Origin of the sequence: Candidatus Pelagadaptatus aseana, from assembly GCF_040362265.1 — a bacterium.
GTDB lineage: Bacteria > Pseudomonadota > Gammaproteobacteria > Pseudomonadales > Cellvibrionaceae > Pelagadaptatus > Pelagadaptatus aseana.
Genome location: NZ_BAABNJ010000001.1, coordinates 100643 through 123293, shown reverse-complemented (window position 1 = coordinate 123293; position 22651 = coordinate 100643). Strand labels below are relative to the sequence as shown.

General features: G+C 52.0%; 25 protein-coding genes, 1 tRNA gene and 1 riboswitch. Of the genes, 10 read left to right on the top strand and 16 right to left on the bottom strand.

The genetic code is table 11. The features are described from left to right. Nucleotides 1-147 precede the first annotated feature (147 nt). Together ACPXV9_RS00595 and ACPXV9_RS00590 are read left to right on the top strand one after the other, a co-directional pair. Nucleotides 148-2019, top strand: a complete 1872-nt coding sequence (locus ACPXV9_RS00595) for a PhoX family protein (RefSeq protein ID WP_423893727.1) — start codon at nt 148-150, stop codon at nt 2017-2019. Between the two features lie 78 nt (nt 2020-2097). After that, entirely contained in the window at nt 2098-2697 is a 600-nt protein-coding gene (locus ACPXV9_RS00590) for a gamma-glutamylcyclotransferase (protein ID WP_423893726.1), read from the top strand. A gap of 42 nt (nt 2698-2739) precedes the next feature. Here ACPXV9_RS00590 and ACPXV9_RS00585 read toward each other — a convergent pair whose 3' ends face one another. The 7 genes from ACPXV9_RS00585 to ACPXV9_RS00555 form a co-directional block, all read right to left on the bottom strand. After that, nucleotides 2740-3321, bottom strand: a complete 582-nt coding sequence (locus ACPXV9_RS00585) for a DUF1456 family protein (protein ID WP_423893725.1) — start codon at nt 3319-3321, stop codon at nt 2740-2742. 35 nt (nt 3322-3356) lie between these two features. Beyond that, on the bottom strand, nt 3357-3572 hold the full coding sequence (locus ACPXV9_RS00580) for a DUF3622 domain-containing protein (protein ID WP_423893724.1): 216 nt from the start codon (nt 3570-3572) through the stop codon (nt 3357-3359). A 32-nt stretch (nt 3573-3604) separates the two neighbouring features. Beyond that, nucleotides 3605-3985: a glutaredoxin family protein gene (locus ACPXV9_RS00575; RefSeq protein ID WP_423893723.1), complete on the bottom strand. Its 381-nt coding sequence runs from the start codon at nt 3983-3985 to the stop codon at nt 3605-3607. Between the two features lie 158 nt (nt 3986-4143). Further along, a complete protein-coding gene (locus ACPXV9_RS00570; RefSeq protein ID WP_423893722.1) occupies nt 4144-4638 on the bottom strand; it encodes a hypothetical protein in 495 nt (164 codons plus the stop codon). Nucleotides 4639-4650: 12 nt separating this feature from the next. Then, nucleotides 4651-4748: riboswitch (cyclic di-GMP riboswitch) on the bottom strand. 110 nt (nt 4749-4858) lie between these two features. Continuing rightward, the gene (locus ACPXV9_RS00565; protein ID WP_423893721.1) at nt 4859-5374 is read right to left on the bottom strand and encodes a hypothetical protein; all 516 of its coding nucleotides are present in this window, start codon (nt 5372-5374) and stop codon (nt 4859-4861) included. 177 nt (nt 5375-5551) lie between these two features. Continuing rightward, nucleotides 5552-6229 (bottom strand): tRNA (adenine(22)-N(1))-methyltransferase TrmK, encoded by a 678-nt coding sequence (locus tag ACPXV9_RS00560; RefSeq protein WP_423893720.1) that lies wholly within the window; start codon nt 6227-6229, stop codon nt 5552-5554. Nucleotides 6230-6334: 105 nt separating this feature from the next. Then, the gene (locus tag ACPXV9_RS00555; RefSeq protein ID WP_423893719.1) at nt 6335-7441 is read right to left on the bottom strand and encodes a glutathione S-transferase family protein; all 1107 of its coding nucleotides are present in this window, start codon (nt 7439-7441) and stop codon (nt 6335-6337) included. 703 nt (nt 7442-8144) lie between these two features. Here ACPXV9_RS00555 and ACPXV9_RS00550 point away from each other — a divergent pair. From ACPXV9_RS00550 to ACPXV9_RS00540, 3 genes are all read left to right on the top strand, one after another. Next, nucleotides 8145-9590: a diguanylate cyclase domain-containing protein gene (locus ACPXV9_RS00550; protein WP_423893718.1), complete on the top strand. Its 1446-nt coding sequence runs from the start codon at nt 8145-8147 to the stop codon at nt 9588-9590. 69 nt (nt 9591-9659) lie between these two features. Continuing rightward, entirely contained in the window at nt 9660-10133 is a 474-nt protein-coding gene (locus tag ACPXV9_RS00545) for a hypothetical protein (protein WP_423893717.1), read from the top strand. A gap of 2 nt (nt 10134-10135) precedes the next feature. Further along, entirely contained in the window at nt 10136-11050 is a 915-nt protein-coding gene (locus ACPXV9_RS00540) for a TerB family tellurite resistance protein (RefSeq protein WP_423893716.1), read from the top strand. Here the strand turns inward: ACPXV9_RS00540 and ACPXV9_RS00535 are convergent, their stop codons facing one another. Continuing rightward, a complete protein-coding gene (locus tag ACPXV9_RS00535; RefSeq protein WP_423893715.1) occupies nt 11051-11689 on the bottom strand; it encodes a WYL domain-containing protein in 639 nt (212 codons plus the stop codon). Nucleotides 11690-12074: 385 nt separating this feature from the next. Between ACPXV9_RS00535 and ACPXV9_RS00530 the strand changes: the two genes are divergently transcribed. Further along, entirely contained in the window at nt 12075-12497 is a 423-nt protein-coding gene (locus ACPXV9_RS00530) for a hypothetical protein (protein ID WP_423893714.1), read from the top strand. 8 nt (nt 12498-12505) lie between these two features. Continuing rightward, nucleotides 12506-12748 (top strand): hypothetical protein, encoded by a 243-nt coding sequence (locus ACPXV9_RS00525; protein WP_423893713.1) that lies wholly within the window; start codon nt 12506-12508, stop codon nt 12746-12748. Nucleotides 12749-12762: 14 nt separating this feature from the next. Here the strand turns inward: ACPXV9_RS00525 and ACPXV9_RS00520 are convergent. The 5 genes from ACPXV9_RS00520 to rpsU form a co-directional block, all read right to left on the bottom strand. Continuing rightward, nucleotides 12763-12839, bottom strand: a tRNA-Ile gene (locus tag ACPXV9_RS00520). A gap of 318 nt (nt 12840-13157) precedes the next feature. Beyond that, entirely contained in the window at nt 13158-14975 is a 1818-nt protein-coding gene (rpoD, locus tag ACPXV9_RS00515; protein ID WP_423893712.1) for an RNA polymerase sigma factor RpoD, read from the bottom strand. A 153-nt stretch (nt 14976-15128) separates the two neighbouring features. After that, complete coding sequence (dnaG, locus tag ACPXV9_RS00510; protein ID WP_423893711.1) at nt 15129-17135, bottom strand: DNA primase; 2007 nt, start codon at nt 17133-17135, stop codon at nt 15129-15131. A gap of 6 nt (nt 17136-17141) precedes the next feature. Next, complete coding sequence (locus ACPXV9_RS00505; protein WP_423893710.1) at nt 17142-17591, bottom strand: GatB/YqeY domain-containing protein; 450 nt, start codon at nt 17589-17591, stop codon at nt 17142-17144. Between the two features lie 106 nt (nt 17592-17697). Further along, complete coding sequence (rpsU, locus tag ACPXV9_RS00500) at nt 17698-17913, bottom strand: 30S ribosomal protein S21 (protein ID WP_423893709.1); 216 nt, start codon at nt 17911-17913, stop codon at nt 17698-17700. A gap of 219 nt (nt 17914-18132) precedes the next feature. Here rpsU and tsaD point away from each other — a divergent pair, with 219 nt between their 5' ends. Genes tsaD through folK form a run of 3 tightly spaced genes read left to right on the top strand, consistent with a single transcriptional unit; the run spans nt 18133 to nt 20057 of the window. After that, nucleotides 18133-19167 carry a tRNA (adenosine(37)-N6)-threonylcarbamoyltransferase complex transferase subunit TsaD gene (gene tsaD, locus ACPXV9_RS00495; protein WP_423893708.1) on the top strand — a complete coding sequence of 345 codons (1035 nt, stop codon included), beginning with the start codon at nt 18133-18135 and terminating at the stop codon, nt 19165-19167. A gap of 24 nt (nt 19168-19191) precedes the next feature. Beyond that, nucleotides 19192-19548, top strand: coding sequence for a dihydroneopterin aldolase (gene folB / locus ACPXV9_RS00490; protein WP_423893707.1), 357 nt, complete (start codon nt 19192-19194; stop codon nt 19546-19548). Then, nucleotides 19548-20057: a 2-amino-4-hydroxy-6-hydroxymethyldihydropteridine diphosphokinase gene (folK, locus tag ACPXV9_RS00485; protein ID WP_423893706.1), complete on the top strand. Its 510-nt coding sequence runs from the start codon at nt 19548-19550 to the stop codon at nt 20055-20057. Before folB ends, folK begins: the two co-directional genes overlap by 1 nt. A 62-nt stretch (nt 20058-20119) precedes the next feature. Here folK and ACPXV9_RS00480 read toward each other — a convergent pair whose 3' ends face one another. From ACPXV9_RS00480 to ACPXV9_RS00470, 3 genes are all read right to left on the bottom strand, one after another. Beyond that, nucleotides 20120-20440 carry a TraR/DksA family transcriptional regulator gene (locus tag ACPXV9_RS00480; protein ID WP_423893705.1) on the bottom strand — a complete coding sequence of 107 codons (321 nt, stop codon included), beginning with the start codon at nt 20438-20440 and terminating at the stop codon, nt 20120-20122. 136 nt (nt 20441-20576) lie between these two features. Continuing rightward, the gene (locus ACPXV9_RS00475) at nt 20577-21335 is read right to left on the bottom strand and encodes a pteridine reductase (protein WP_423893704.1); all 759 of its coding nucleotides are present in this window, start codon (nt 21333-21335) and stop codon (nt 20577-20579) included. Beyond that, entirely contained in the window at nt 21319-22563 is a 1245-nt protein-coding gene (locus tag ACPXV9_RS00470) for a multifunctional CCA addition/repair protein (protein ID WP_423893703.1), read from the bottom strand. Before ACPXV9_RS00470 ends, ACPXV9_RS00475 begins: the two co-directional genes overlap by 17 nt. Nucleotides 22564-22651: the final 88 nt, after the last annotated feature.

The following is a 22651-nucleotide window of genomic DNA, read 5'->3' as shown; positions in this document are numbered from 1 at the left end:
GTAAAAGCCCGCAGGTGAATATGGTTATATCATAATGATTAACGCGTCATCTGTCATGGCGGCAGGCTGCAGTGGCTGTCATATGGGTTTCATCTGCGGCGGGTTAAATCATGTTCCTGTAAGACGAATTGTTAAGGGGTGAACACAATGGCAGCTGATCGTGAACCCTTAGGGTTTGATCAAGTGATGGAGCAGGCGCTTTCAAGGCGCAATCTCATCAGGTTGGGGGCGGTAAGTGGCGCGGCGGGTTTTTTGGCTGGCACGCCTCTGCAGGTTCTTGCCACGGTTTCTGACTTGCCCGAATCGACCTTGATGGGGTTCACACCTGTTGCTGCCAGCACCGAGGACCGGGTTTTGTTGCCCGAAGGTTACCGTTACGATCTGCTGATTTCCTGGGGTGATCCCATACTGAAGGATGCACCTGAATTTTCCCTGACCAATACCGCCACAGATCAGGCCGGTCAGTTTGGTGACAATACCGATGGCATGAGCCTGTTCCCGCTATTGGAGGCCGATGGTTCATTGGTGCATGACCGGGCCCTGATGGCGGTCAATAACGAATACGTCAATCGTCGCTTTTTACACGTCCATGGCGGCAGCGGCATGGATGCGGAGGCGGTCAACAAGGAGATCAATGCGCACGGTGTCAGTATTTTTGAGGTGCAGCGCGACAGCCGGCAGCAATGGTCGGTGGTTCAGGGTTCGCGCTATAACCGCCGTCTTCACGGCCAGACCGCGGCGTTTGCCATGGCCGGCCCGGCAGCCGGTTGTCACTGGTTGAAGACCCACTCTGATCCCACCGGTGTGCAGGTGAGGGGCACTCTCAACAACTGCGGCTGTGGCCAGACTCCCTGGGGAACCTATCTGACCTGTGAAGAAAACTTCAACAATTACTTTGGTGCCCCGGCAGACCACAAGGTAAACCGGGAGCAGCGCGCTTACGGTATCAAGGCCGGTTCGGGTTACTTTGACTGGTGGCAACATCAGTCACGGTTTGATTTCAGTCGCGAGCCCAACGAAGCCAACCGCTTTGGTTGGGTGGTGGAGATTGATCCTTACGCACCCGACTCAACCGCCAAAAAGCGCACGGCACTGGGGCGCTTCAAGCACGAGAACGCGGCCTTGACCCTCAATCGTGATGGCCGGGCGGTGGTGTACATGGGGGACGATGAGCGCGGCGAATTTATCTATAAGTACGTTTCCGACGAGCCTTATATCGAAGGTGACCGACAGCACAATCTGACGTTGCTGGATAAAGGCACCCTCTACGCCGCCCGTTTTTATGATGATGGTCGCGGTGAGTGGCTGGAGCTGACCCATGGCAAAAACGGTTTGACGGCAGCTAATGGCTTCCCGGATCAGAATTACATTCTGGTGTTTGCCCGTCTTGCCGCGCGCCACGTGGGTGCCACCACCATGGATCGACCGGAGTGGGTTGCCTGTCATCCATCGCTGCCGATGGTGATGTGCACCCTGACCAATAACAAGCACCGGGGAGTAAAAGATCAGCACCCGCTGAATGGGGTTAACCCCCGGGTCAATAATCGCTTCGGCCAAATCGTTCGCTGGCTGCCGGTCGATGGCGATCACGGCTCTGTGGATTTTCACTGGGATCTCTATGCCCTGGCGGGTAATCCACAGGTGTTTAAGGATGAGTACGCAGGCTCTGACAATATTACCGCAGATAATATGTTTAACAGCCCCGATGGTTTGGCGTTTGATCGGGCCGGGCGTCTGTGGATTCAGACCGATGGCAACGTTTCCAACGAGGGAGCCTTTGCCGGCATGGGCAATAATCAGATGCTGGTGAGTGATCCGGCCACCGGAGAAATCAGGCGTTTTCTGACCGGCCCCGTCGGTTGCGAGATTACCGGGCTGTGCTTCAGTGGCGATCAGCGCACCCTGTTTGTCGGAATTCAGCACCCTACCAAGCGTTGGCCCAGTGCGGAACAAGACGGTGTACCAAGGTCTACAGTGATCGCGATTCAGCGTGAGGATGGTGGCGTTATCGGCGCCTGAGCCATTCACGAGCGCAGGATTTTGTGCCGCCCGGAAAAGTTGCTACAGTCGTCTTTTATACCATCTATGTGACGCACCGTGACTGCCAATACCATTGAACTCAATCGCCAGATGAACAGCTACCACCCAGACCAGCCGGTGTGGGTGTTTGGTTATGGCTCATTGATCTATAAAGTCGACTTCCCTTTTATTGAGCGCCGGGCCGCCAGCATCGAAGGCTATGCGCGCCGTTTCTGGCAGGGTTCCCACGATCACCGGGGTACCCCGGAGGCTCCGGGCCGGGTGGTCACTCTGGTGGAAGAACCGGGGGCCCGCTGTGGTGGCATGGCTTACCTGATTGCTGCCGAAGTGTTTGAACATCTGGATTATCGGGAAAAGAACGGTTACCTGCGGGTGGGCGTTGAGCTTGAATTCGCTGGTGAGGATCGTCAGTCGGGGGTGGTTTACATTGCCCGTGAGGACAACGGCGCGTTTCTGGGTGCGGCGCCCGAGCCGGAAATTGCCCGCCATATTGCCCGTTCCAGAGGCCCCAGTGGCTGTAATCGCGATTACTTGATGCACTTGGCGGCGTCGCTGAGAAGGCTTGGCTATGAGGACGAGCATGTGTTTCGTCTGGAGCGCTATTTGCTGGATGACCAGGGTCTGGATGACAAGAGCCTGGATGCGCTGATTGATTAGGGGGCTTCAAGCCGGGCTTGTGGTATTGGCCCGCTGCAGGGTTTATTTGGCGTCCGGCTTCCAATTCCACTGAAAGCTCTGCGGGGGCTTTTTGTCTGATTGTTTGTTACCGGTTTTTTTATTGGCGGACTTTTTATTCGCGGGCTTTACGTTGCTGGGTTTTAGGTCGCCGCGACGTTGCAATTGCAGGCCCATCAGGAAGTTTCTGAGGATCTGGTCTTTGCATTGCCGATAGTGTTTGTGGTCGGGGCGTCTGAACAGCGCGCTCAATTCGTGGGCGCTGATGCTCAGTTCGGCGAGTTCAAGAATGTCGAGGATCTCATCGGATTGCAGGTGGAAGGCAATCTTGAGTTTGCGCAAAATCAGATTGTTGTTGAGTGACTGTTCATTGCTGGGCAGATCTTCGCCTCTGGGGCCGCGTTGTTCAATAATCAGGCCATTTAAGAAGGCCGCCAAATGACTGTCCTGACAGGCTTGATAGCCCTTATCGTCTTCCTTTTTTAACCAGCTATTGATTTGTTTGAGTGAGGTGTCCGGTGCTGCCTTGCGAGTTATGGCAAGCATCTGATGATCGTTGTAATCGAGAATGTAGCGGATACGACGCAAAATATCGTTGTTGGTCATAAGCGGTATCCGCGGTTGTTGATTCCGATGGTGGGCTACTGGCGCTGTTCCAAGCGTGCTTTGTTTTTGGCGCTCAGTTGCGCCAGAAACGATTTCAGTTCGGCTTCGGCCCAATCTCTGGCTTCTTCTTCCGTGGTGAAACTGCTCTGCTGCTTCGAGACAACGCTTTTCTTGGAAGACACGCGACGAATGATGGCAGCGCTCCAGCCGTCTTTTTCCTGTTGGGTCTGGAAGGTGAATTTTTTACTCATGATCTACCTCTGTGAGAATTTGGCTGAAGCCCTTAGGCGAAACGCTGTTGGAGATAAGCATTGATGTCAGAGGATTCGTACATCCACTGGACGGTATTTTCCTGGGTGTTTTCCCCGCTGTCAGTTTCAATGCGCAGGCAGGGGACTTTCAGTTGACCGCCGCCGTTGGTCAGTTCTTCTCGACTGGCCGGATCGCGCTTGGCATCGCGGAATTCAATGTCCAGCGACAGGCGTTTGATTTCACGCTTTACCTTGACGCAAAACGGGCAGGATTTGTAACCATACAAAGTTAACTTCGCGGTTTCTGCGTCAATGGCTTGCTGTGCTGCAGTGTCGCGTCGGATGCCTTTGGGGGTGAACAGCCAGTCAAAGAATAAAATAAGACTGCCCAGAATGGCGCGTATGATCTTCATGTTGTGTCTCGGGTAATCGGTTGTGGTGCGTGGCTCTACTCAGAGGGAGCAAGACATGCTGGCTGGCGCGGGCCTGCCGCTGAGAGCGCTTGGATCATACATTTTTTACGGGCCGAGACCTAATAATTCTTTGTTCTAGGCCAATGCCTTTTACCGGACTAATAGTTGCTGAAGGCCTTTACCACGGTATTAAAACTGATGGCGCGGGAAACGTAGGATTTACCATTGGCATCGTAGGCATTGAAATAGCTGACCTTTTCCGTTCGCGGGCTGACATAGCAGTAGACGTTGGCCTCCTCAAAATTTCTCAGGCTGCCAATGTCGGCTTTGAGGATGACCACATAGATACCGCGGTTGGGCTGATAGCGGGTCGAATGCCAGTCCACGCTGCTGCGCAGCAGGACATCGCTGAGCCGCTCCTGACTTTCCACTTTGCAGGCGTCAACGGCGGCGGTGAGGTCAAAGGGTATCTCGGCAGCAGGTCTGTGTTGTGCGACTGATTCGGAGCTTTTCGAATCGAGAAAGCTGAGCCGGGTCGGCTCGGTGTAATAAATCGTCAGCAACGAGGGAGGGATCACCAGCGCGCTGATGCCGGCGCTCCAGGCCAGAGCCTGTTTGAGCCAGATCAGGCTCTGTTTTAAAAAGATGGGCATGTCCATGTTTCCTTTGGTAACCGTTCGACCCTTCTTCAGACTGTTCGGATGTCTCAGTTAGGGCACTGGCTTTGCGTCCCGCAATTACTTGCGGTTTGCCGTTTCGTGGACCTGATGGTCACGCGTTAAAATACAGTAATGCTCCCTATTCTAATCAAGAGTTGAGGGATTATGAATACCCCCCGAGGGATAACCTGGTATCACTATCGGTGGGTGGGTATTAGCTGATGGCAACCATGATCATTGCCAGTAGAAACCCGCCTGCGGCAAATTTCAGTCCGGTTTTGTAGGCAGCGGACTTCCACAGGAACATAAAAAAGGCGGAGACTGAGAAAAACAGCAGGGCCACGCCAAACAGGATATTCAGAAAAAACAACGGACTGTCAGTGGTGGCTTTGTGCAGGTGGACCATCTTGGCCAGCAGTGGTGGGTAATCTGTGCGGGTAACCGTGGCGCTGCCGGTTTGCTTGTTGTAGCTGCCTTCGGCAAAGGTGACCAGATCGGGGGTTTCCTCAATCACATCAAAGCGTTTGATCTTTAATTCTTTGCCAAGCTCCTGGGCGGGAAGACCGGCGGCAAGGGGCACCGTCCGAGTCTGTTCGTATTGCAAAACATCGGTGTTGCGAAACACAAGCAGCACCCCGCTGATGGCGTAAACGGCCATGATGCCAGCCAGAAAGAAACCCAGATAGCGATGGTATTTGCGCAAGCCGTTAACGGTTTTTGGTGAATTCACAGGGCTTTCCTCGTGGTCATTTTCGATACGTCTAATGGTAATGCCGCGCGGTTGAAAAAGGTGTGTCATAAGTGAACGGGGTTGTATCAATGTGTATCAACGGGCGCGGAGATAGGACGCTTTTACCGATATTTAGTTCCAGCTTAGGAAGAAAATGAAGCGCTCAGAATGGTAATATTATTCATCAAGTTGTCTTGAGTAGGCTTCGGCAATCAACCGTTTTTCATTGCTGGGGTCTTCACGGTTTTGATTGTTGTAATGCCTGATCAGTTTGGTCAGATAGCGTCTGTGGGCAGGCTGTTGTGGATCCCAAAATGTACCCGTTGGGGATATGGGCGGACCGTTAATATCCTGTCGTGTGCCTATGATTTCATAGTCCCTGTTGCTTTCGGTGACCAGTTTTTCCGTTACTGATATAAAGCCATTTTTGGCCAGATAACTGCGCAAGTGATACTGGGTGGTCGTGGGGCAGAATATAAAATCCATATTGGAAAAGCCCCGTTTCTGTCTGATGGCTTCCAGTATGACGGCAATATTTTCGCCGCCGATGCCGGCAATAATGACCAGATGTTTTTGCTCGGGATTAAATTCCAGTTTCCCCACATCGGCGGTTATGGCCAGACAGCCAGTGGCTTCATATTTTTCAATGCGCTGTTCGACCTGCTCGATCAAGGTCGGGATTAGGTCAACAAAGACAAGCTGTCTGGCAATTTCTTGGTAGCGTAGGTTGAGGCCAAGGTAGCCGTGATCGCAGCAACAGTCCCAGATGACGTCGTAGTTGTTAACTGTTTGCAGTTCGATAATGTCTGTTAGCAGTGCAGACAGCCTGGGGCCTAGGGTTGGTGGTTTGAGCATGGGCTGGTGTATCAATGTCGAATGTGAGTCGAGTGCGCTGGTGCCTTCGATGTATTTTCTAAAAAATGACGGTGTCTTTTTAACTGCCTGCTAGTTAACCGCCTGCTAGTCGTAGACATCGATCATCTTTACATCCACCTGAAACGGCAGCTGGCTGCAGACTGTGTCGTCGATGGGTAACTCCTTATGGCGCCACAGGGGTTCCCAGCAGTGGTGTCGTTCCAGAAGCACGCGCGCGGCCTGCTGATCCGAGCTCGCCAAGGCCTGAAAGTGGCCGCGCAACTGTTGCAGGCACCACACCCGATATTTTGACCAGCGGGCGCGGCGGTATTGTACGCCGCCGATGTCTGCGTCGAACCGCCGCTGGCCGGCCGCGACCGCCTCGACATTGGCGCACAGGTAGGGCAGGTAGTGGCCGCCGATTTCATCGAGGATCGGGCCCCAGTCATCGGGAATCCCCTGCAGCAAGCTGCCTTTACAATTTTCCAGTCGGGTATTCCACAGTCGGGCGACCCATTCCGTCACAGCTGGTGCCCGTTGCCGCATCAGCTCCGCCGGAACCGGATCGAGCCCGAAATGGCGGAAGAAGGGGCCGGAGAAGCCGATGTCGACGAGGCTGGGCGTGTCTCCCAATAGAAACGGGCGTTCGCGAAAAATGGCCTCCAGTTGATCCAGAGTGCGCAGGTAAATTGCCTCAACACCCGCTACCTGATCTTTGGTGATACCGTCGCCCAGGGTGTAGCCATTTCTCTGGCGACGGGTAATCCATCTGCGTGTCATAAACTTTGGCAGAGGTAGCTCGGTTAAAATCTCTTCCGTCAGATGGGTGCTGGCAAAGCGCGCACCCCGCTCGTAGTGCCAGCGGTAGTGCATCGCCGGGCGCCATAGCCACTCATCGGCGTAATCTTCCAGCAACAGGCTGAAAAAGCGTTGCAGTGGATCAGTGGGAGTCACCGTGGTGGCAGGGTATTCGTCTTCAAACCATTGGATGATGGGGGTGGAATCACTCATCCAGCGACCGTCGGCAAGCTCCAGAGCGGGCATCTGCGACGATCCGGTTTTGGCCGTTATTCGTTTGGCCTGAGTGGGGTGCGTCAGGGCTTGCAGCTGATAGGGGATACCCTTGATCCGGAAGTAGTTCTCCAGCTTACCGGTGAAGTAGGAGATGCTGGAGCCGTAAAGCGTAGCGGGAAATATAGAATCGGAAGGCATTGGAAATATAACCCCTATGGTGACGTTACAAATAACATGGCAGCCCATATTATGCACATTGCAGGCAATTAGGGAGAGTAAAGTGAGAGAGAACGGATCAGCTCTGCCGCTTCGTCTTTTGCGAGGGGTGGAGGTGGATAAATCATAAAGTGGCTAAATGGCCAACTTATGAGTTCATGAACAAGCGGATTGAAACTAAAGAAAAAATGGTGGGCCCTCAAGGACTTGAACCGTGGACCTATCGATTATGAGGGCTAAGTAACCGATCACAAGCTCGAAGAAAAGTAAGAGTTTTTCCCTCCGGACTTTCCGAAACCGAACCTATTCCGAACTTATGGAGGCAGCCTGGAGCCGTGTTTCTGGGCTGCCCCCATATAGGCCGACGACTCCCGATAACCGGACACCGACCGAAAACCGAAACTGGACACTCGTGTATCTGGCGACAGGTCGTCGGGTGAGCTAGTGGTAAAGAGAGTGAGTTCGCATTTTTGATAGCAGAGGTCTGCCGTTTAATGAATTCTAATTCGTTGTATTGAAGTTTTCTGGATTTTTTGAATGCTAGTTTGTCGAATCGGCTGTTATTTGATCTCTTGCTTCCGGGGTTGTGGTTGTGGTTGTTGAGTGATTTTTCCATGACCATTTAGGGTGGTTAATGAATTTTATGCTTGGCATTCAGTGGGCCGAGATTATTTGGTGTTAATGAATGAAAAATGGTTATTACAGCATTATGAGTGCACAGCAGGACCTTATTGCAAAAATTGCTCTGGGCTCTTCGCTGGAGGAATCCCTAAGTGATATCTGTTTAGCGATTGAATCTCTGTATGCGGACCTTACTGCGTATTGTTCTATCCTGATTCTACAAAATGATCGCCTTCTGCTGGGAGCTGCACCATCTTTACCCGCCGCTTATTCTCAGGCTATTAATGGAGGCAAGATTGGTCCTGAGGTCGGCTCATGTGGAACGGCGGCCTATACAAAATCTCGGGTCATTGTCTCTGATATCGAAAGCGATCCTCTTTGGAATGAATTCAAAGATCTGGCATTAATCCATGGACTTCGCTCCTGTTGGTCAACCCCTATTCTTTCGCAAAACAATGAAGTGCTTGGGACATTTGCGGTGTATACCTCTGAAAAATTGGCGCCCGAAGGGTATCAATTGGAGTTGATTGACCGATTTACGCATTTGTCCGGCTTGGCAATAGAGAAGGATAAATCTGCTCGCCGAGAAGCGAGTCTTATAGCGGAATTACAGCAGAGCAATGATAAATTTAAAGCGCTCACCGCTGTGATTCCGGACCTCGCCATGGTTATTAGTGACGAGGGTGAATACGTGGATATCTATGGTGCGGATAAATCCCTGGTGGTGGCATCGCCATCGTCCCTGATAGGAAAAAAACTGACCGACATATTGCCTGATGACAGTGCCAAGGAGGTCATGGCGGTTATTGCCAGAACCTTAGAGAGCGGAAAAGTTGAAGTCTGTGAGTACGACCTGAAAGTGCCAAGAGGTGAATGTATCTTTGAGGGACGAGTCACAAGGCTCGATCATTATTTGCCGGAAGCGCCAGAGAAAAGGCATGTGCTATGGATGGATCGCGATATTACCGATAGGAAAATGGCGGAACAAACCATCAGGGATTTGGCGTTACATGATCCTTTGACCCAGGTTCCTAACAGAAGATTGCTCAATGATCGATTACAGCGGGTGCTGGGGCAAGTTCGCCGATACAACAAATTTGGAGCTTTGCTTTATCTAGATATGGACGGTTTCAAAAAAACCAATGATGTCTTCGGTCACTCGGTGGGCGACGTTATTCTGGAAGAAGTTGCCCGACGCCTCAAAACTTCAATACGGGAGGCCGATACGCTGGCAAGAATCGGAGGTGATGAATTTGTGGTGTTGTTTGAATCACTGCAAAAAACGCCGGAGAAAGTCGCTTCCGATATTCAGCATGTTGCCCTGAAGTTGATTGAGACTCTGAACAGAAAATTTCGGGTGGATAGTGAAGAATTTCAGTTGGGTGTCAGTATAGGTTGTACCGTTATAGGTGCTCGCGATAAAAGTGCTGACGATGTTATCAAGAGGGCCGATATGGCTATGTACGAGTCCAAGGCCAAAGGTGGAAATAAGTTTACTATTTGTGAGTAATGGGTCAGCTGGGCGCCAAGAAGCTTGGGTGAATATAATATTAAAAAATGAATTATTAGGAGATTAACAATGCATGCTGAAGCGTTATCACCAGATGGGAAGAAGACATTTTCTGGGGAGTTGCCATCAATCACTTCCGAAGTGTTGGCTATGATCGCGGATTTAGATTACAGCGATGATAAATTAAAATCTATTATCGAGAGAATGGATGTTTCGGCGGATGCGAAATCGCTTTTCTATGCCATTGCCAAGACAACAATTAGGGTGGGGAGTGCGATTGTAAGAATTGGAAGAAAAATAGTTGATTGCGTGATCAAGGTTTTTGAAGAGTTTCCAAATGCTGGGATGGGACTAATCCTAGGTGGAATTCTTGGTGTATTGATTGGCACTATCCCGATTATTGGAGTTGCTTTAGGGGCGTTGGCTACCCCGCTTCTTTCAGCTTATGGGATGGTCTTAGGGCTAAAGCAGGATGTTTCTGATAAGGCGCTTATTGCGAGAATGAATAGAGTAAATATGGAATTCAATTCTCTGAAGGGGTAATCATGAATTCTGATGAAAGTCAGCCAAAATGGCTCAATGGAATAGATGAAGTAGTTCACGATCCTATCCGCTTTAAAATTAAATTGGATATAGGTGAGGAAGCTTATACGTCACTCAAAATGAAGACGTATTTTTTAGATGCAGTAGATGCTGGTAATGGTGCGCTAACTGGGGTGGCGATAGCTAAATCATCAGTAGTCGCAGGTACTTTCTTTGCCCCTTCCGGACTACTTGGTGCTATTGGGATAGGTGCAGCTGCAACACTTGTTGGATGGGCTGTTGCTGCGGGAGTTTTGGGGGCAGGTCTCAGTGTTGCTATTGGAAAGCATTTCACTAGGGGTGGTTCTAAGCGGGTTTCAACAATTCCTGAGTTCATCAATACACCCTTGGATATTCTCGCTGTTGGGCTGTTTGATTTGATAGGCATGCTTAGTATCAAGGTGGCAGCAATTGATGGTCGTGTCGATGCTAGAGAGCGAGATTGTATAAGTGCCTACTTTGTTAAAGAATGGGGCTATAGCGAAAATTTTATTTCAAGCGCTCTTGTTGAAATGGAGTCTCAAGAGGGGCAGCATACAATAAAATCGATTGCTCAGAAGCTTGCGGATTTTAAATTGAATAATCCCGACTGCAACTATGATTCTATGACCAAAGAGATAATTTCTTTTCTTAATGAGGTTGTAGAATCAGACGATTTTATTGATGAAAGAGAAGAAATGGCTCTAGAGCGAGTGCAGAAAATATTCGAAGATACAGGTTCCTTTACTACAAGGGTGTCAAAGTCAGCTTCTTCAGGCATGGAGTCTATTAAAGAGTCGAGCCAGAAAGGCTTTCAGTCGGTATCTGATGGTGCGTCTAGTGCGGCTAAGTCAATATCAAAGCTTGGAAGTTCACTGATGGATAAAGTAAAAAAATAATTAGTTCTGCTCCAGATAGGATGATAGCTGGTTTTCGATTTCTTTTTGGAGGTTGCTGGGAGTAATGATTTTTAGGTGAGGAATCCAGTATTTTACTATAGGTAGAATTTGATTTGTGTGGCTGACGGTGGATGAAATAAGAATTCCGCCGTCCTCCATCTCTTTCTCAATAACCTGTGCTGGCACGAGCTTTCTTCTTTTGAAATATTTCGATACCTCAGAAGAAACCTGTAAGGTTAAAGTTATTTTCTCATCACTTAGCCAGACTCCCTCATTTGATTCTATTTTTTCTTCGATAGAACTTTTCCTTTTGAATGTGGTGTCGCTGACCATTACGTTACTGATTAATGAAAATGAGAAGGTTTTTAGCTTTCCTTCATCCAAGGCTGCTAAGTACCAAATTCCCTTTATATTTATTAGTTTGTACGGGCTTATGTCTTGGCATGATTTTTCCAGTTTTTCTTTCTTGTAGATGAATGAAATAAGATTTCTGCTAGTAATGGCATAGGTGATCGACTGAAATTGATCGTGTTTGTATGAAATATCTTCGTATTCATAGCCTTTAATGATTAGTGAAGAGTTTAGTTTGTTCAGATGTGTCAGGCGAGGGCAATTCGATATGATCAAATTATTGCGCACTTTAGTAACCAAATTGAATTGCGTAGATTTAATAAATCTGAATGCAGTCGGGTCAAGAAGATATGCAGGGGAATAAAATTTCCTGACGAGTGGGCTGATATTCCTGAGATTGACTCACAAGCGCTGAAGGCTATCGAGTCATTTCCTAAGCCTATGGGTAGTAATTTATTGAACAATATAATCAGCTCTAAAAATGGCTTGTGCACAGAATGGAGTGTGTGAGGAATTTTCATTATGAACATAAATAAAAATCATAATCCTATTTCGGTTTTTAGATAAAAGAACTCTGTATTTAGGTGATACCTTTCGGCGCGATTTTTTCGTGGGTTTGTGGAGTTATGTTGATAGCTTTTCAAATTAATTTTTATCTATGGGATTTTTACTTATGAAAAAAGCAATGAAGGTTCTTACAGCTATTGCAGTTATAAATTTAACTGCATGCGCCTCTATAGTTAGTGATGATAAGTACTCTGTAAATATTACTGGTTCAGAAGGCATCAGATACAAGATTAAGAATAAGCACGGGGTAAATGTCGCATCAGGAATAACTCCTAATATGGTTGTTTTGAGTGCGTCTGATGGTTACTTTGACGGTGCTGAATATACTATTGAGTATAAGTCTGACTGCGATGTTCAGGTTTCTTCGATCGATAGCAGTGTTGACGGCTGGTACTGGGGGAATATTATATTTGGTGGGATACTTGGTATGCTTATTGTCGATCCAGCAACAGGCGCAATGTTCGAGTTGCCAGAGTCGGTTTCTTCTCAAATTCAAACAGAGTGTGAGTCTGTAGCCGCTCTTAATTGACTCTGAGTATGCGAGCTGCATTAATTCTTATCAAGGGGGGCGTTAAGCCCCCTTTTTTATTTGAATTTTTTAAGTTGGCTTTGGCAATTTTAAAAATAATTATTGAGTTATGTTGGGCGTTGGTAGGGGCCGCCTTGGAGGTGATGGTAGATGTTAGTGCCGAACGGGTATCATGGATATTTTTCTTTGCCGAGGAGGCTTTTGGTAATATTCCACAGGAGTCGCCCGGTCGGGCAGATATAACGGCTTGAAGCTAAAGGAAAAATGGTGGGCCCTCACGGACTTGAACCGTGGACCTATCGATTATGAGTCGAGTGCTCTAACCAGCTGAGCTAAGGGCCCTTTATCCCCAAGGATGGGGTGTATGCTGAGAATTGCCGGGAGCAATTCCAGTATAACTTGTCCTTTTGCTCGTATGCTGCGTCGCGTGCTTATCGCCATGGATGGCGTGTATGCAGTTATTGCAGGAGCAAATAACTGCCGACTAAGCTGCGCGGCTCCTTGCCTACGAACAAAAGTCCTGCCTCAAAGCTATCTTTTTGAAAGTGGTGTTTCATTGAGATAGTTTGATAAGTTGTTGATTTAGAAGATTTTTGGGTCCCCTAAAACACAAAACGCGACGCATTATAGTGCGCCGCGTTTTGGTTGGCCAGAGTTCTGTTAGGAATTCTCGTCGATAAAGCCGCGCAGGTGATCGGAGCGCGATGGGTGGCGCAGTTTGCGCAGCGCCTTGGCTTCGATCTGACGGATACGCTCACGGGTAACGTCGAACTGTTTGCCCACTTCCTCGAGGGTGTGGTCGGTGTTCATGTCGATACCGAAGCGCATGCGCAGTACTTTGGCTTCACGGGCGGTGAGGCCGGCCAGAACTTTCTTGGTGGCTTCTTCCAGACCCTGTGAGGTGGCGGATTCAACCGGGGAGGTGATGGTCACGTCCTCGATAAAGTCGCCCAGATGCGAATCTTCGTCATCACCGATTGGCGTCTCCATGGAGATGGGCTCTTTGGCGATCTTCAGGACTTTGCGGACTTTCTCTTCCGGCATGTCCATGCGCTCACCCAGCTCTTCGGGAGTAGGTTCGCGACCCATTTCCTGCAGCATCTGGCGGGATACGCGATTGAGCTTGTTGATGGTCTCGATCATGTGCACCGGAATACGGATGGTGCGGGCCTGATCCGCAATGGAGCGGGTGATGGCCTGACGAATCCACCAGGTGGCGTAGGTCGAGAATTTGTAGCCGCGACGGTATTCAAATTTGTCGACGGCCTTCATCAGGCCGATATTGCCTTCCTGAATCAGATCCAAGAACTGAAGGCCGCGGTTGGTGTACTTCTTGGCGATCGAAATAACCAGACGCAGGTTGGCTTCCACCATTTCTTTCTTGGCGCGGCGAGCGCGGGCTTCACCGATGGACATGCGACGGTTGATTTCTTTGATGGTTGCCAGATCCAAACCGGTTTTTTCTTCGATCTGCTGCAGCTTGCGCTGAGAGCGCATGATCTCTGCGGCAAATGGGCGAATGCGGTCGGAGTAGTCGCGCTTCTTATCAATAATTTCCGGGATCCAGTCTTCATTGATTTCGTTGCCCGGGAATTCCTTGATAAAGGTTTTACGGGGCATGCGACCTTTTTGTACGCACAAACGCATAATGCGTTTTTCTTCCACGCGAACCTGATCCAGTGCAACACGGGCGCGATCGTAGATCGGATCGAACTGGCGCGGTGGCAGTTTAAAGAATTTGAAAATATCGCCCAGAGCTGCCAGCTCTTTGTCGGCCTGTTTGCTTTCGCGGCCGTGCTTGTCGATGGCTTTGTCGGCTTTTTTCAGTTGCTTGGCAAGATCGCCGAAGCGTTGCTTGGCCTCTTCCGGGTCGACGCCGGTGTTTTCTTCTTCGTCATCGTCGTCATCAGACTTGTCGTCTTTGTTGGCGGCGTTCATGGCGGAAGGAACTTCGTCGGTGGGGTCGAGCCAGCCGGTAATAACATCCGGCAGGCGACGCTCTTCCTGAGTCACCAGATCGTATTCGTCAAGCAACATGTCAACACTGCCGGGCCAGTAGGCCAGGGCGTGCATCAGATCGCGGGTGCCTTCTTCGATGCGCTTGGCAATGGCGATTTCGCCTTCGCGGGTCAGCAGTTCCACGGTGCCCATTTCGCGCATGTACATGCGCACGGGATCGGTGGTGCGACCAGCTTCGGTTTCTACGGCGGCCAGTGCGGCGGCGGCTTCGGCGGCGGCAAGTTCATCCGGGGAGGATTCGCCGTCGTTCATCAGCAGTTCATCGGCTTCCGGTGCCTGTTCAAACACCTGGATACCCATGTCGTTGATCATCTGGATGATGTCTTCAACCTGATCCGGATCGGAAATGTCCTCGGGAAGGTGATCGTTCACTTCGGCGTAGGTCAGGTAGCCCTGCTCACGCCCTCGCGCGATCAGGTCTTTGATTCGGGATTGTTGTTGGGAGGTGTGCTCGGCCATTCGTAACCCTAATGTCTTGAAAATATGCCCGGCCCAAACTGGGGGCGCAAAAAGGCGGAATTATAACCCATATCTTGTGGCTCGCACCATTAAATCAAGGGCATAAAGTGTGATTTTTGATCGGTTATGGAGGTGGTTATGACGGTGAGATCGTCATTTTTGCTGTGCCCCGTCCTTGAGGAGTTGTTTTTCTTCATCACTGAGCTCATTGAAGTTCTTGTGCGTCAGTTTTTCCAGAATCTCGCGATGCTTTTGCCGCTTGAGATCGGCTTCCAGTTTATTGAGGGTATGGATGTATTCCTCGCGCCCGCTGAATTGCTCGTACTGACTGGCCTGGCTGATGAGTTCGGTGTTGGTCAGTTGCTCCAGTTGCAGCACATCGGCTTTGGGGCGGGTGCCGATCCAGTGACCGAGAATCTGCTGTTGGGTGTACTGTGGACGCTGTTTGAGCAGTGTCAGCAGCTCACAGAAAAGCTGTAAATCCGGGTCGGGGCTTTGCTGAATATGGGGCAGCTCCGGTGTCAGGCTGGCAAGCGAGGGATGATGCAGCAGCAGAATGCTGACCAGTTTTTGGGCGGGCAGGTGTACCGGCCCTTTGTAACGAGCTGGCGGTAATTGCGGCTGTTCGCTGGCGGTCTGGCCGTGGTGTTCGTAATAGCCCATATCCTGAGGGTATTCGGGAGGCGCTTCTGACGCTGAATCAGGCTGAAAAGGTTCGGCCGCTGCAGGGTTTTCCGGGGGGCGATGTGTTGCCGGTTGTTGTACGGCAGGTTGTTGGCCGGCCGGCTGGGGGGGTGGTGCCGGAGCTCTGGTTGGTGCTGGTCTGGGTGTCTGTGCCGGTCTGGCTGGCGGCGCTGGAGCTTCGACCAGTTCCATCAGTGTTTCGGTGGAAATGCCGGTGCGCTGTGCCAGGTTGGTAAACATTAACTCTTTATAGACCCCTTGGGGTAGCTTGTGCAGCAGTGGCGCGGCCATTTTGCTCAGCTGGGCGCGGCCCTCCATGGTTTGCAGGTTGATGTCGCTGGAAACGCTGTCGAACAGGAACTCTTCCAGGGGGACGGCCTGATCGATCATCTGATTGAATGTTTCCGGGCCAATTTGTCGCACCAGCGTGTCCGGGTCTTCGCCGTCGGGCAGGAACAGAAACTTGATGCGTCGGCCGTCCTGCATGGTGGGCAGGGCGTTTTCCAGAGCCCGGCTGGCGGCGTTGCGCCCGGCGTTGTCGCCATCAAAACAGAACACCACTTCGCTGGTGTGTTTGAAAGACAGCGTCAGGTGGTCTTCGCCGCAGGCGGTGCCCAGTGTGGCCACGGCGTTGCGAATGCCAAACTGGGCCAGAGCGACGACGTCCATATAGCCTTCGACCACCAGAATCCGGTCGAGCTGGCGGTTGGCCTGTTTGGCCTCATACAGTCCGTAGAGTTCTTTGCCTTTGTGGAAGATGGGGGTTTCCGGCGAGTTGAGGTATTTGGGTTTGGAGTCGTCCAGTACCCGCCCGCCAAAGCCGATGACCCGGCCGCGAACGTCGCGAATCGGAAACATGATGCGGTTGCGAAAGCGGTCGTAGCGCTTGTTGTCTTCTTCGCGCTCGATGATCATGCCGCTTTCGGTCAGCTGGCTTTTGTCGTGTTCTTCCAGTCCCAGAGCTTTGAGCAGGTTGTCCCATCCGGGGGGTGCGTAGCCGATACCGAAATCGCGGGCAATTTCACCGCTCAGGCCGCGTTGCTTGAGGTAGTTGATGGCGTGCTGTTTGGCCGGGCTGTGGCGCAGCTGTTGCTGGTAGTGCTGGTCGGCTTTTTCCAGTAGTTGGTAGAGGTTGCGACGCTGCTTTTGGGCCTTGTTGTCGCGATCGCTGTGTTGCTCGCGGGGGACTTCCATGCCGACGCTGCGGGCCAGTGTTTCCACTGCTTCGGGGAAACTGGTGCGGTCAAAATCCAGAACGAAACCGAGTGCTGTGCCGCTGGCGCCGCAACCAAAGCAGTAATAGAACTGCTTGTCGGGGCTGACGGTAAACGAGGGGGTCTTTTCGTCGTGAAAGGGGCAGCAGGCACTGTAATTCTTGCCGGTCTTTTTCAGTTTGACGCGGGCGTCCACCACGTCGACGATATCGACGCGGTCGAGCAGGTCATCAATAAAGGTCTGGGGTATGCGGCCGGCCATCAGGCGTTATGCCAGTTTTTCCTTGATGATTTTGCTGATGGCGCCCATATCGGCGCGCCCCTGAACCTGGGGTTTTAAAATGCCCATGACCTTGCCCATATCGCGGGCGCTCTCGGCACCGGAGTCGGCAATGGCTTTGCTGATCAGCTGTTCCAGTTCGGCTTCTGTGAGTGCCGCGGGTAGGAATTCCTGAATGACCGCCATTTCCGCCTTCTCAATGTCGGCAAGCTCCTGACGGCCAGCGTCTTCGTACTGGATAATGGAGTCGCGGCGCTGTTTGCACATTTTGTCCAGTACGGCTAGCAGGCGCTGGTCATCGACTTCGATGCGCTCGTCGACTTCAATGCGCTTGACCTCGGCCTGGATCATGCGGATGGTGCCCAGGCGCTCTTTTTCCTTGGCGCGCATGGCGGCTTTCATGGCTTCTTTGATCTGGTCTTTCAGTTCAGTGGACATGCTGGTCGCTCCGGGGTGTTGAAATCAGGCGGTAATACAAACAAAAAAAGCACTGCAAGTCACCCTGCAGTGCTGGAATTAACCGAATTGTTTCAGTTGGGGGGTATCAGTACAGACGCTGAAACTTGCGGGATTCGCGTTGTACTTTTTTGGCGTGACGCTTAACAGCAGCGGCAGCGGCACGCTTACGAACAGTAGTTGGCTTCTCGTAGTGCTCGCGACGACGAACTTCAGCCAGAATACCGGCTTTTTCGCAGGAACGTTTGAAGCGACGCAGGGCTACGTCAAATGGCTCGTTTTCTTTAATCTTTACAGCTGGCATTTTCTTACCTGTATAAACAATTCTTCAGTTAATTCGGCGGGGAGTGTGCGGGATTTTTAAAAGATTCGCGCAGACTCTTCCCCAACTCCAAGGGGCGCAAATTCTATACACTTCATTTCAATACTGCAATAGCTTTCGCGATGCTGATATTATGCGCCTCATTATTTTTTGGCTGTGGCGTAATTTGGGCCTGCGGGCCTGTTTATTTGAGGCATCAATATGCTGGTTTTGGGGTTGGAAACCTCCTGTGACGAAACGGGAGTGGCATTGTACGACAGTGAGCAGGGGCTGCTGGCGCATCGCCTGTACAGTCAGGTGGCGCTACACGCCGAATACGGCGGTGTGGTGCCGGAGCTGGCGTCTCGCGATCATATTCGCAAGACCCTGCCGCTGGTAACCGAGGTGTTGCAGGCTGCGGGCAAGCAGAAAAGCGATATTGAAGCCATTGCCTATACCGCAGGCCCCGGTTTGGTGGGTGCCCTGATGGTGGGGGCCTGTGTGGGGCGCAGTCTGGCCTATGCGCTGGGGATTCCTGCCGTGGGTGTGCACCATATGGAGGGCCATTTGCTGGCGCCGATGCTGGAAGAAAACCCACCGCTGTTTCCCTTTGTTGCCCTGCTGGTCTCCGGTGGTCACACCCAGCTGGTGCAGGTGGATGCCATTGGTGAGTATACGTTGCTGGGTGAATCGGTAGACGATGCTGCTGGCGAGGCCTTTGACAAGTGCGCCAAAATGCTGGATCTGGATTATCCGGGGGGGCCACGGGTGGCTGCCCTGGCCGAACAGGGCGACGTGGATCGCTTCCAGTTTCCACGGCCCATGGTGGATCGCCCCGGGCTGGATTTCAGTTTCAGTGGGTTGAAGACTTTCACCCTCAATACCGTACAAAAGCACGCGCTGGAAGACGGTTTGCCGGACGATCAGACCTGCGCCGACATCGCCTGCGCCTTTCAGGAGGCGGTGGTGGATACGCTGGTGATCAAGTGTCGCAGAGCTCTGCAGCAAACCGGATTTAAAACCCTGGTGATTGCCGGTGGTGTCTCGGCCAATACCCGCCTGCGCGACAAGCTGGAAGAGGCCTTGGCGAAAATTGATTCCAAAGTATTCTACGCCCGTCATGAGTTCTGCACCGACAACGGTGCCATGATCGCCTACGCGGGGTGTCAGCGATTGTTGGCTGATCAGCATCAGGGCTTGCCGATCAAGGCGCAGCCCCGCTGGTCGTTGGACACTTTACCCCCTCTTTCTCAGTGACTCGTTCTAACCGGATATAAATAAATGGATACAGTGTTTATCAGGGATCTGCGCATCGATACCATCATTGGCATTTACGATTGGGAGCGCGAAGTGCGCCAGACCGTCAGCCTCGATCTGGAGATGTCGGCCGATATTCGCAAGGCGGCAGAGACCGATGACATTCAGTACGCCCTCAATTACAAATCGGTGGCAAAGCGTTTGATCGCCTTTATTGAGGGCAGTGAATTTCTGCTGGTGGAAACCATGGCCGAAGAGGTCTGCCGCATTGTCCGTGAAGAGTTTGATGTCGCCTGGGTGAAGTTGCGCCTGTGTAAGCCTGGTGCCCTGCGCGGTGCCCGGGATGTGGGTTTGATCATTGAGCGGGGAGAAAAGCCCTGATGGCAACGGTGTATCTCAGCCTGGGCAGTAATATTCAGCGCTATCGCCATTTGACGGCGGCGCTGGATGCGTTGTGCGACCAATTTGGTGAGTTGACGATTTCGCCGGTATACGAGAGTGAGGCGGTCGGCTTTGATGGCGATCACTTTCTCAATCTGGTGGTGGGTATTGAAACGGCTTTACCGGTGGGTGAGCTGTCGGCGGTGTTAAAGGCCATTGAAGACGATAACGGTCGCGATCGCAGTTGTCCGCGCTTCAGTGGCCGAACTCTGGATATCGATATCCTCACCTACGATCAGGTGACTGGTGAGGTGGATGGTGTTGATCTGCCCCGTGAGGAAATTACCGAGAATGCGTTTGTGTTGCTGCCTCTGGCGGATATTGCCGGCGACGCGGTGCATCCGCTGATTGATCGCCGTTACGGGGATTTATGGCGCGATTACGATCGCAATCAGAAATTGTGGTCGGTGGATTTTGACTGGCGGGGCCGAAAGATTTCCAAGGCTTGAATTTCACAGATGCCCGCGTTGGCAGGCATCTGTGTTTATGAGGGGTAGTTTGAGGGTCAGTATCAGGCCGCGTTGGCGCAGTTGATGCACAGATCGGCATCGGGCAACACCTTCAGGCGCTCAGAGGCGATGTCTTCGCCACAGCCCGAGCAGACGCCGTAGTCGCCGTTCTCAATCTTCAGCAGGGCGGTTTTGATCTGGTTGAGCTCCTGAGTCAGCTCGGTTTGCAGAGCTTCCAGAACTTCGTCATTTTCCCGTTCCTGAGCCTGTTCTTCCCAGTCCTTGCTGTGTTCTTTCTGCAGGTCGCGCTGTACCGCGGCCAGACGCTCTTCGAGTTTGGCCTGCAGGTCGATTAGGGTTTGCTTGATGTTGTCCTGGGTCATACGGATTTCCTGTAAGGCGCACACGCCGGTTGTTGGTGAATGTACCCAGTATGGAACAGCGGAGCGAAATCGCTTTGAGCCAAGTCAAAAGCTCTGTGGCTAACCTCAAGGACTTTCCCGGAGGCTCAGGCTGCCTTCAATGGCCTAGGCTGCGGCCGCCGTCTACCGGGATGATCTGGCCGGTGATGTAGTCGTTGTCCAGCGCCAGAAAGGTCACGGTTGTGGCAATGTTGTGCGGCTTGCCTGTGCGTGCCAAGGGTATCTGGCGGAGTATTTTCTGTTGCCCCTGAGGCTCCAGTTCGGCCTCCTGTTCCGGCCATAAAATGGCACCGGGTGATACTCCATTGACTCTTACATCGGGCGCGAGTTCCTTGGCCAGCGATTGGGTCAGCATGACGTTGGCGGCTTTGGCCATGCAGTAAATGGTGTGCTGTCCCAGTGGCTTGTCGGCGTGAATGTCGCAAATATTGACGATGCTGCCGCCACGTTTGGTCAACTCCGGTGCCAGTGCCTGACTCAGAAAGAAGGGGGCTTTGGCGTTGCTGGCAAACAGATCGTCCCACTGGGCTTCGCTGCCCTCGCCAATGGGGGTGGGGTAAAAGCTGGAGGCGTTGTTGATCAGCACATCCAGACGGCCGAAACAGTCTTTTGCTTGCTGCGCCAGTTCAATGACCTGCTGGTTGTCCGACAGGTCGGCCTGTACCACCTGGCAGCTGTCGGGGCGCTGCTGATTCAGTGAGTGACGCAGTGTGTCGGCATCACCGGTGGACTGGCGGCAGTGAATGACGATATTGAGTCCGCGTTGATGCAGCTGGCGGGCAATTTCGGCGCCAATCCGCCGGGCGGCACCGGTAATCAAGGCGACTTTGATCGGTTCGTTAATTTGCTGATTCATGCTGCTGTTTCCATTGTTTCAGTGCCTGCTGGCGCTGTTTTTTCAGGGCGTCACCAATGTCTTTGCCGGTAATGCCCTGAGCAATGATGTCTTTGGCTTGAATCCGGTTGCAGATCGCCAGCGCCTGTTTCAGGTAATCGGCCTGAGGATAGGGTCGCTGTTCAAAGCCGGTGCGACCCCGGGCATCGGCTTCGCAGGCGAGCACAAATTTATCCAGATTCTCGGGGCGGCGAAAGGCGTCCAGACGCTGCAACAGGGCCATCAGTTTGGGCGGCGTAATCTCTTCGATGCGATGGCAGTTGGTGTGATCCTGGGCCACGTAGCGGGCCTGTTCGCGATAGTGTTTGGGCACGGCTAGACGTTCACACAGTTGATTGATCAATGGGATGCTGCGAGCCTCGTGGGCAATATGGCGCGGCCATTTTTCTTTGGGGGTGGAGGCTTTGCCGAGATCGTGAACCAGTGCGGCAAAGCGGACCTGACGATCGTCGCTCAGGCGGCAGGCCTGCTGTAGCGACATCAGGCTGTGTACGCCGGTATCGATTTCGGGGTGGTGCTGTTCCGGCTGGGGTACCCCGAACAGATTGTCGAGTTCGGGAAATACCACCTGCAAGGCATCGCAGTCGCGCAGCACTTGGAAAAATACCCAAGGCGACTGCTCTCCCAGAGCGCGCTCGGTTTCTTTCCAGACCCGTTCGGCCACCAGATGATTGGCCTCGCCGTTGTTGACCATGTTGCGCATCAATTCATTGGTTTCGCTGGCGACACGAAATCCCAAATGGTGATAGCGAGCCGCAAAGCGCGCCGTCCTCAGTATGCGCACGGGGTCTTCGCTGAACGCATCGGATACGTGGCGCAGCAACTTGTCTTTCAGATCCTGTTGGCCATGATAGGGGTCAATGACTGTGCCGTGATCATCTTCGGCCATGGCGTTGATGGTCAGGTCGCGGCGGCGCAGATCTTCTTCCAGCGTGATATCGGGGGCCGTGTGAAAGGTAAAACCGCTGTAGCCCGGAGCTGTTTTACGCTCGGTGCGCGCCAGCGCGTACTCTTCCTTGGTTTCTGGATGCAAAAATACCGGAAAGTCTTTGCCGACGGGATTGAACCCCTGTTGCTGCATGATTTCGGGGGTAGAGCCCACCACCACCCAGTCTTTCTCGCTAAAAGGGAATCCGAGCAGGCGATCGCGAACGGCGCCGCCGACAAGATAAGTTACAGGTTTGGTCATGGTAATGGCAAAACGGTTTGGTGATGTTGGAATCATACCGCGAATTGAGGCTGAAAACAGAGTACACACTTGTGGCAGGTTGATTCAC

What these genes read in the sequence shown, in the direction of transcription:
- rpsU (WP_423893709.1), bottom strand. Translation starts at nt 17,913, where the DNA reads ATGCCAGCTGTAAAGATTAAAGAAAACGAGCCATTTGACGTAGCCCTG.
- tsaD (WP_423893708.1), top strand. Translation starts at nt 18,133, where the DNA reads ATGCTGGTTTTGGGGTTGGAAACCTCCTGTGACGAAACGGGAGTGGCA.
- ACPXV9_RS00560 (WP_423893720.1), bottom strand. Translation starts at nt 6,229, where the DNA reads ATGCTCAAACCACCAACCCTAGGCCCCAGGCTGTCTGCACTGCTAACA.
- folB (WP_423893707.1), top strand. Translation starts at nt 19,192, where the DNA reads ATGGATACAGTGTTTATCAGGGATCTGCGCATCGATACCATCATTGGC.
- ACPXV9_RS00545 (WP_423893717.1), top strand. Translation starts at nt 9,660, where the DNA reads ATGCATGCTGAAGCGTTATCACCAGATGGGAAGAAGACATTTTCTGGG.
- ACPXV9_RS00475 (WP_423893704.1), bottom strand. Translation starts at nt 21,335, where the DNA reads ATGAATCAGCAAATTAACGAACCGATCAAAGTCGCCTTGATTACCGGT.
- ACPXV9_RS00540 (WP_423893716.1), top strand. Translation starts at nt 10,136, where the DNA reads ATGAATTCTGATGAAAGTCAGCCAAAATGGCTCAATGGAATAGATGAA.
- ACPXV9_RS00555 (WP_423893719.1), bottom strand. Translation starts at nt 7,441, where the DNA reads ATGCCTTCCGATTCTATATTTCCCGCTACGCTTTACGGCTCCAGCATC.
- folK (WP_423893706.1), top strand. Translation starts at nt 19,548, where the DNA reads ATGGCAACGGTGTATCTCAGCCTGGGCAGTAATATTCAGCGCTATCGC.
- ACPXV9_RS00575 (WP_423893723.1), bottom strand. Translation starts at nt 3,985, where the DNA reads ATGAAGATCATACGCGCCATTCTGGGCAGTCTTATTTTATTCTTTGAC.
- ACPXV9_RS00550 (WP_423893718.1), top strand. Translation starts at nt 8,145, where the DNA reads ATGAAAAATGGTTATTACAGCATTATGAGTGCACAGCAGGACCTTATT.
- ACPXV9_RS00595 (WP_423893727.1), top strand. Translation starts at nt 148, where the DNA reads ATGGCAGCTGATCGTGAACCCTTAGGGTTTGATCAAGTGATGGAGCAG.
- ACPXV9_RS00530 (WP_423893714.1), top strand. Translation starts at nt 12,075, where the DNA reads ATGAAAAAAGCAATGAAGGTTCTTACAGCTATTGCAGTTATAAATTTA.
- rpoD (WP_423893712.1), bottom strand. Translation starts at nt 14,975, where the DNA reads ATGGCCGAGCACACCTCCCAACAACAATCCCGAATCAAAGACCTGATC.
- dnaG (WP_423893711.1), bottom strand. Translation starts at nt 17,135, where the DNA reads ATGGCCGGCCGCATACCCCAGACCTTTATTGATGACCTGCTCGACCGC.
- ACPXV9_RS00585 (WP_423893725.1), bottom strand. Translation starts at nt 3,321, where the DNA reads ATGACCAACAACGATATTTTGCGTCGTATCCGCTACATTCTCGATTAC.
- ACPXV9_RS00525 (WP_423893713.1), top strand. Translation starts at nt 12,506, where the DNA reads ATGCGAGCTGCATTAATTCTTATCAAGGGGGGCGTTAAGCCCCCTTTT.
- ACPXV9_RS00480 (WP_423893705.1), bottom strand. Translation starts at nt 20,440, where the DNA reads ATGACCCAGGACAACATCAAGCAAACCCTAATCGACCTGCAGGCCAAA.
- ACPXV9_RS00570 (WP_423893722.1), bottom strand. Translation starts at nt 4,638, where the DNA reads ATGCCCATCTTTTTAAAACAGAGCCTGATCTGGCTCAAACAGGCTCTG.
- ACPXV9_RS00580 (WP_423893724.1), bottom strand. Translation starts at nt 3,572, where the DNA reads ATGAGTAAAAAATTCACCTTCCAGACCCAACAGGAAAAAGACGGCTGG.
- ACPXV9_RS00505 (WP_423893710.1), bottom strand. Translation starts at nt 17,591, where the DNA reads ATGTCCACTGAACTGAAAGACCAGATCAAAGAAGCCATGAAAGCCGCC.
- ACPXV9_RS00470 (WP_423893703.1), bottom strand. Translation starts at nt 22,563, where the DNA reads ATGACCAAACCTGTAACTTATCTTGTCGGCGGCGCCGTTCGCGATCGC.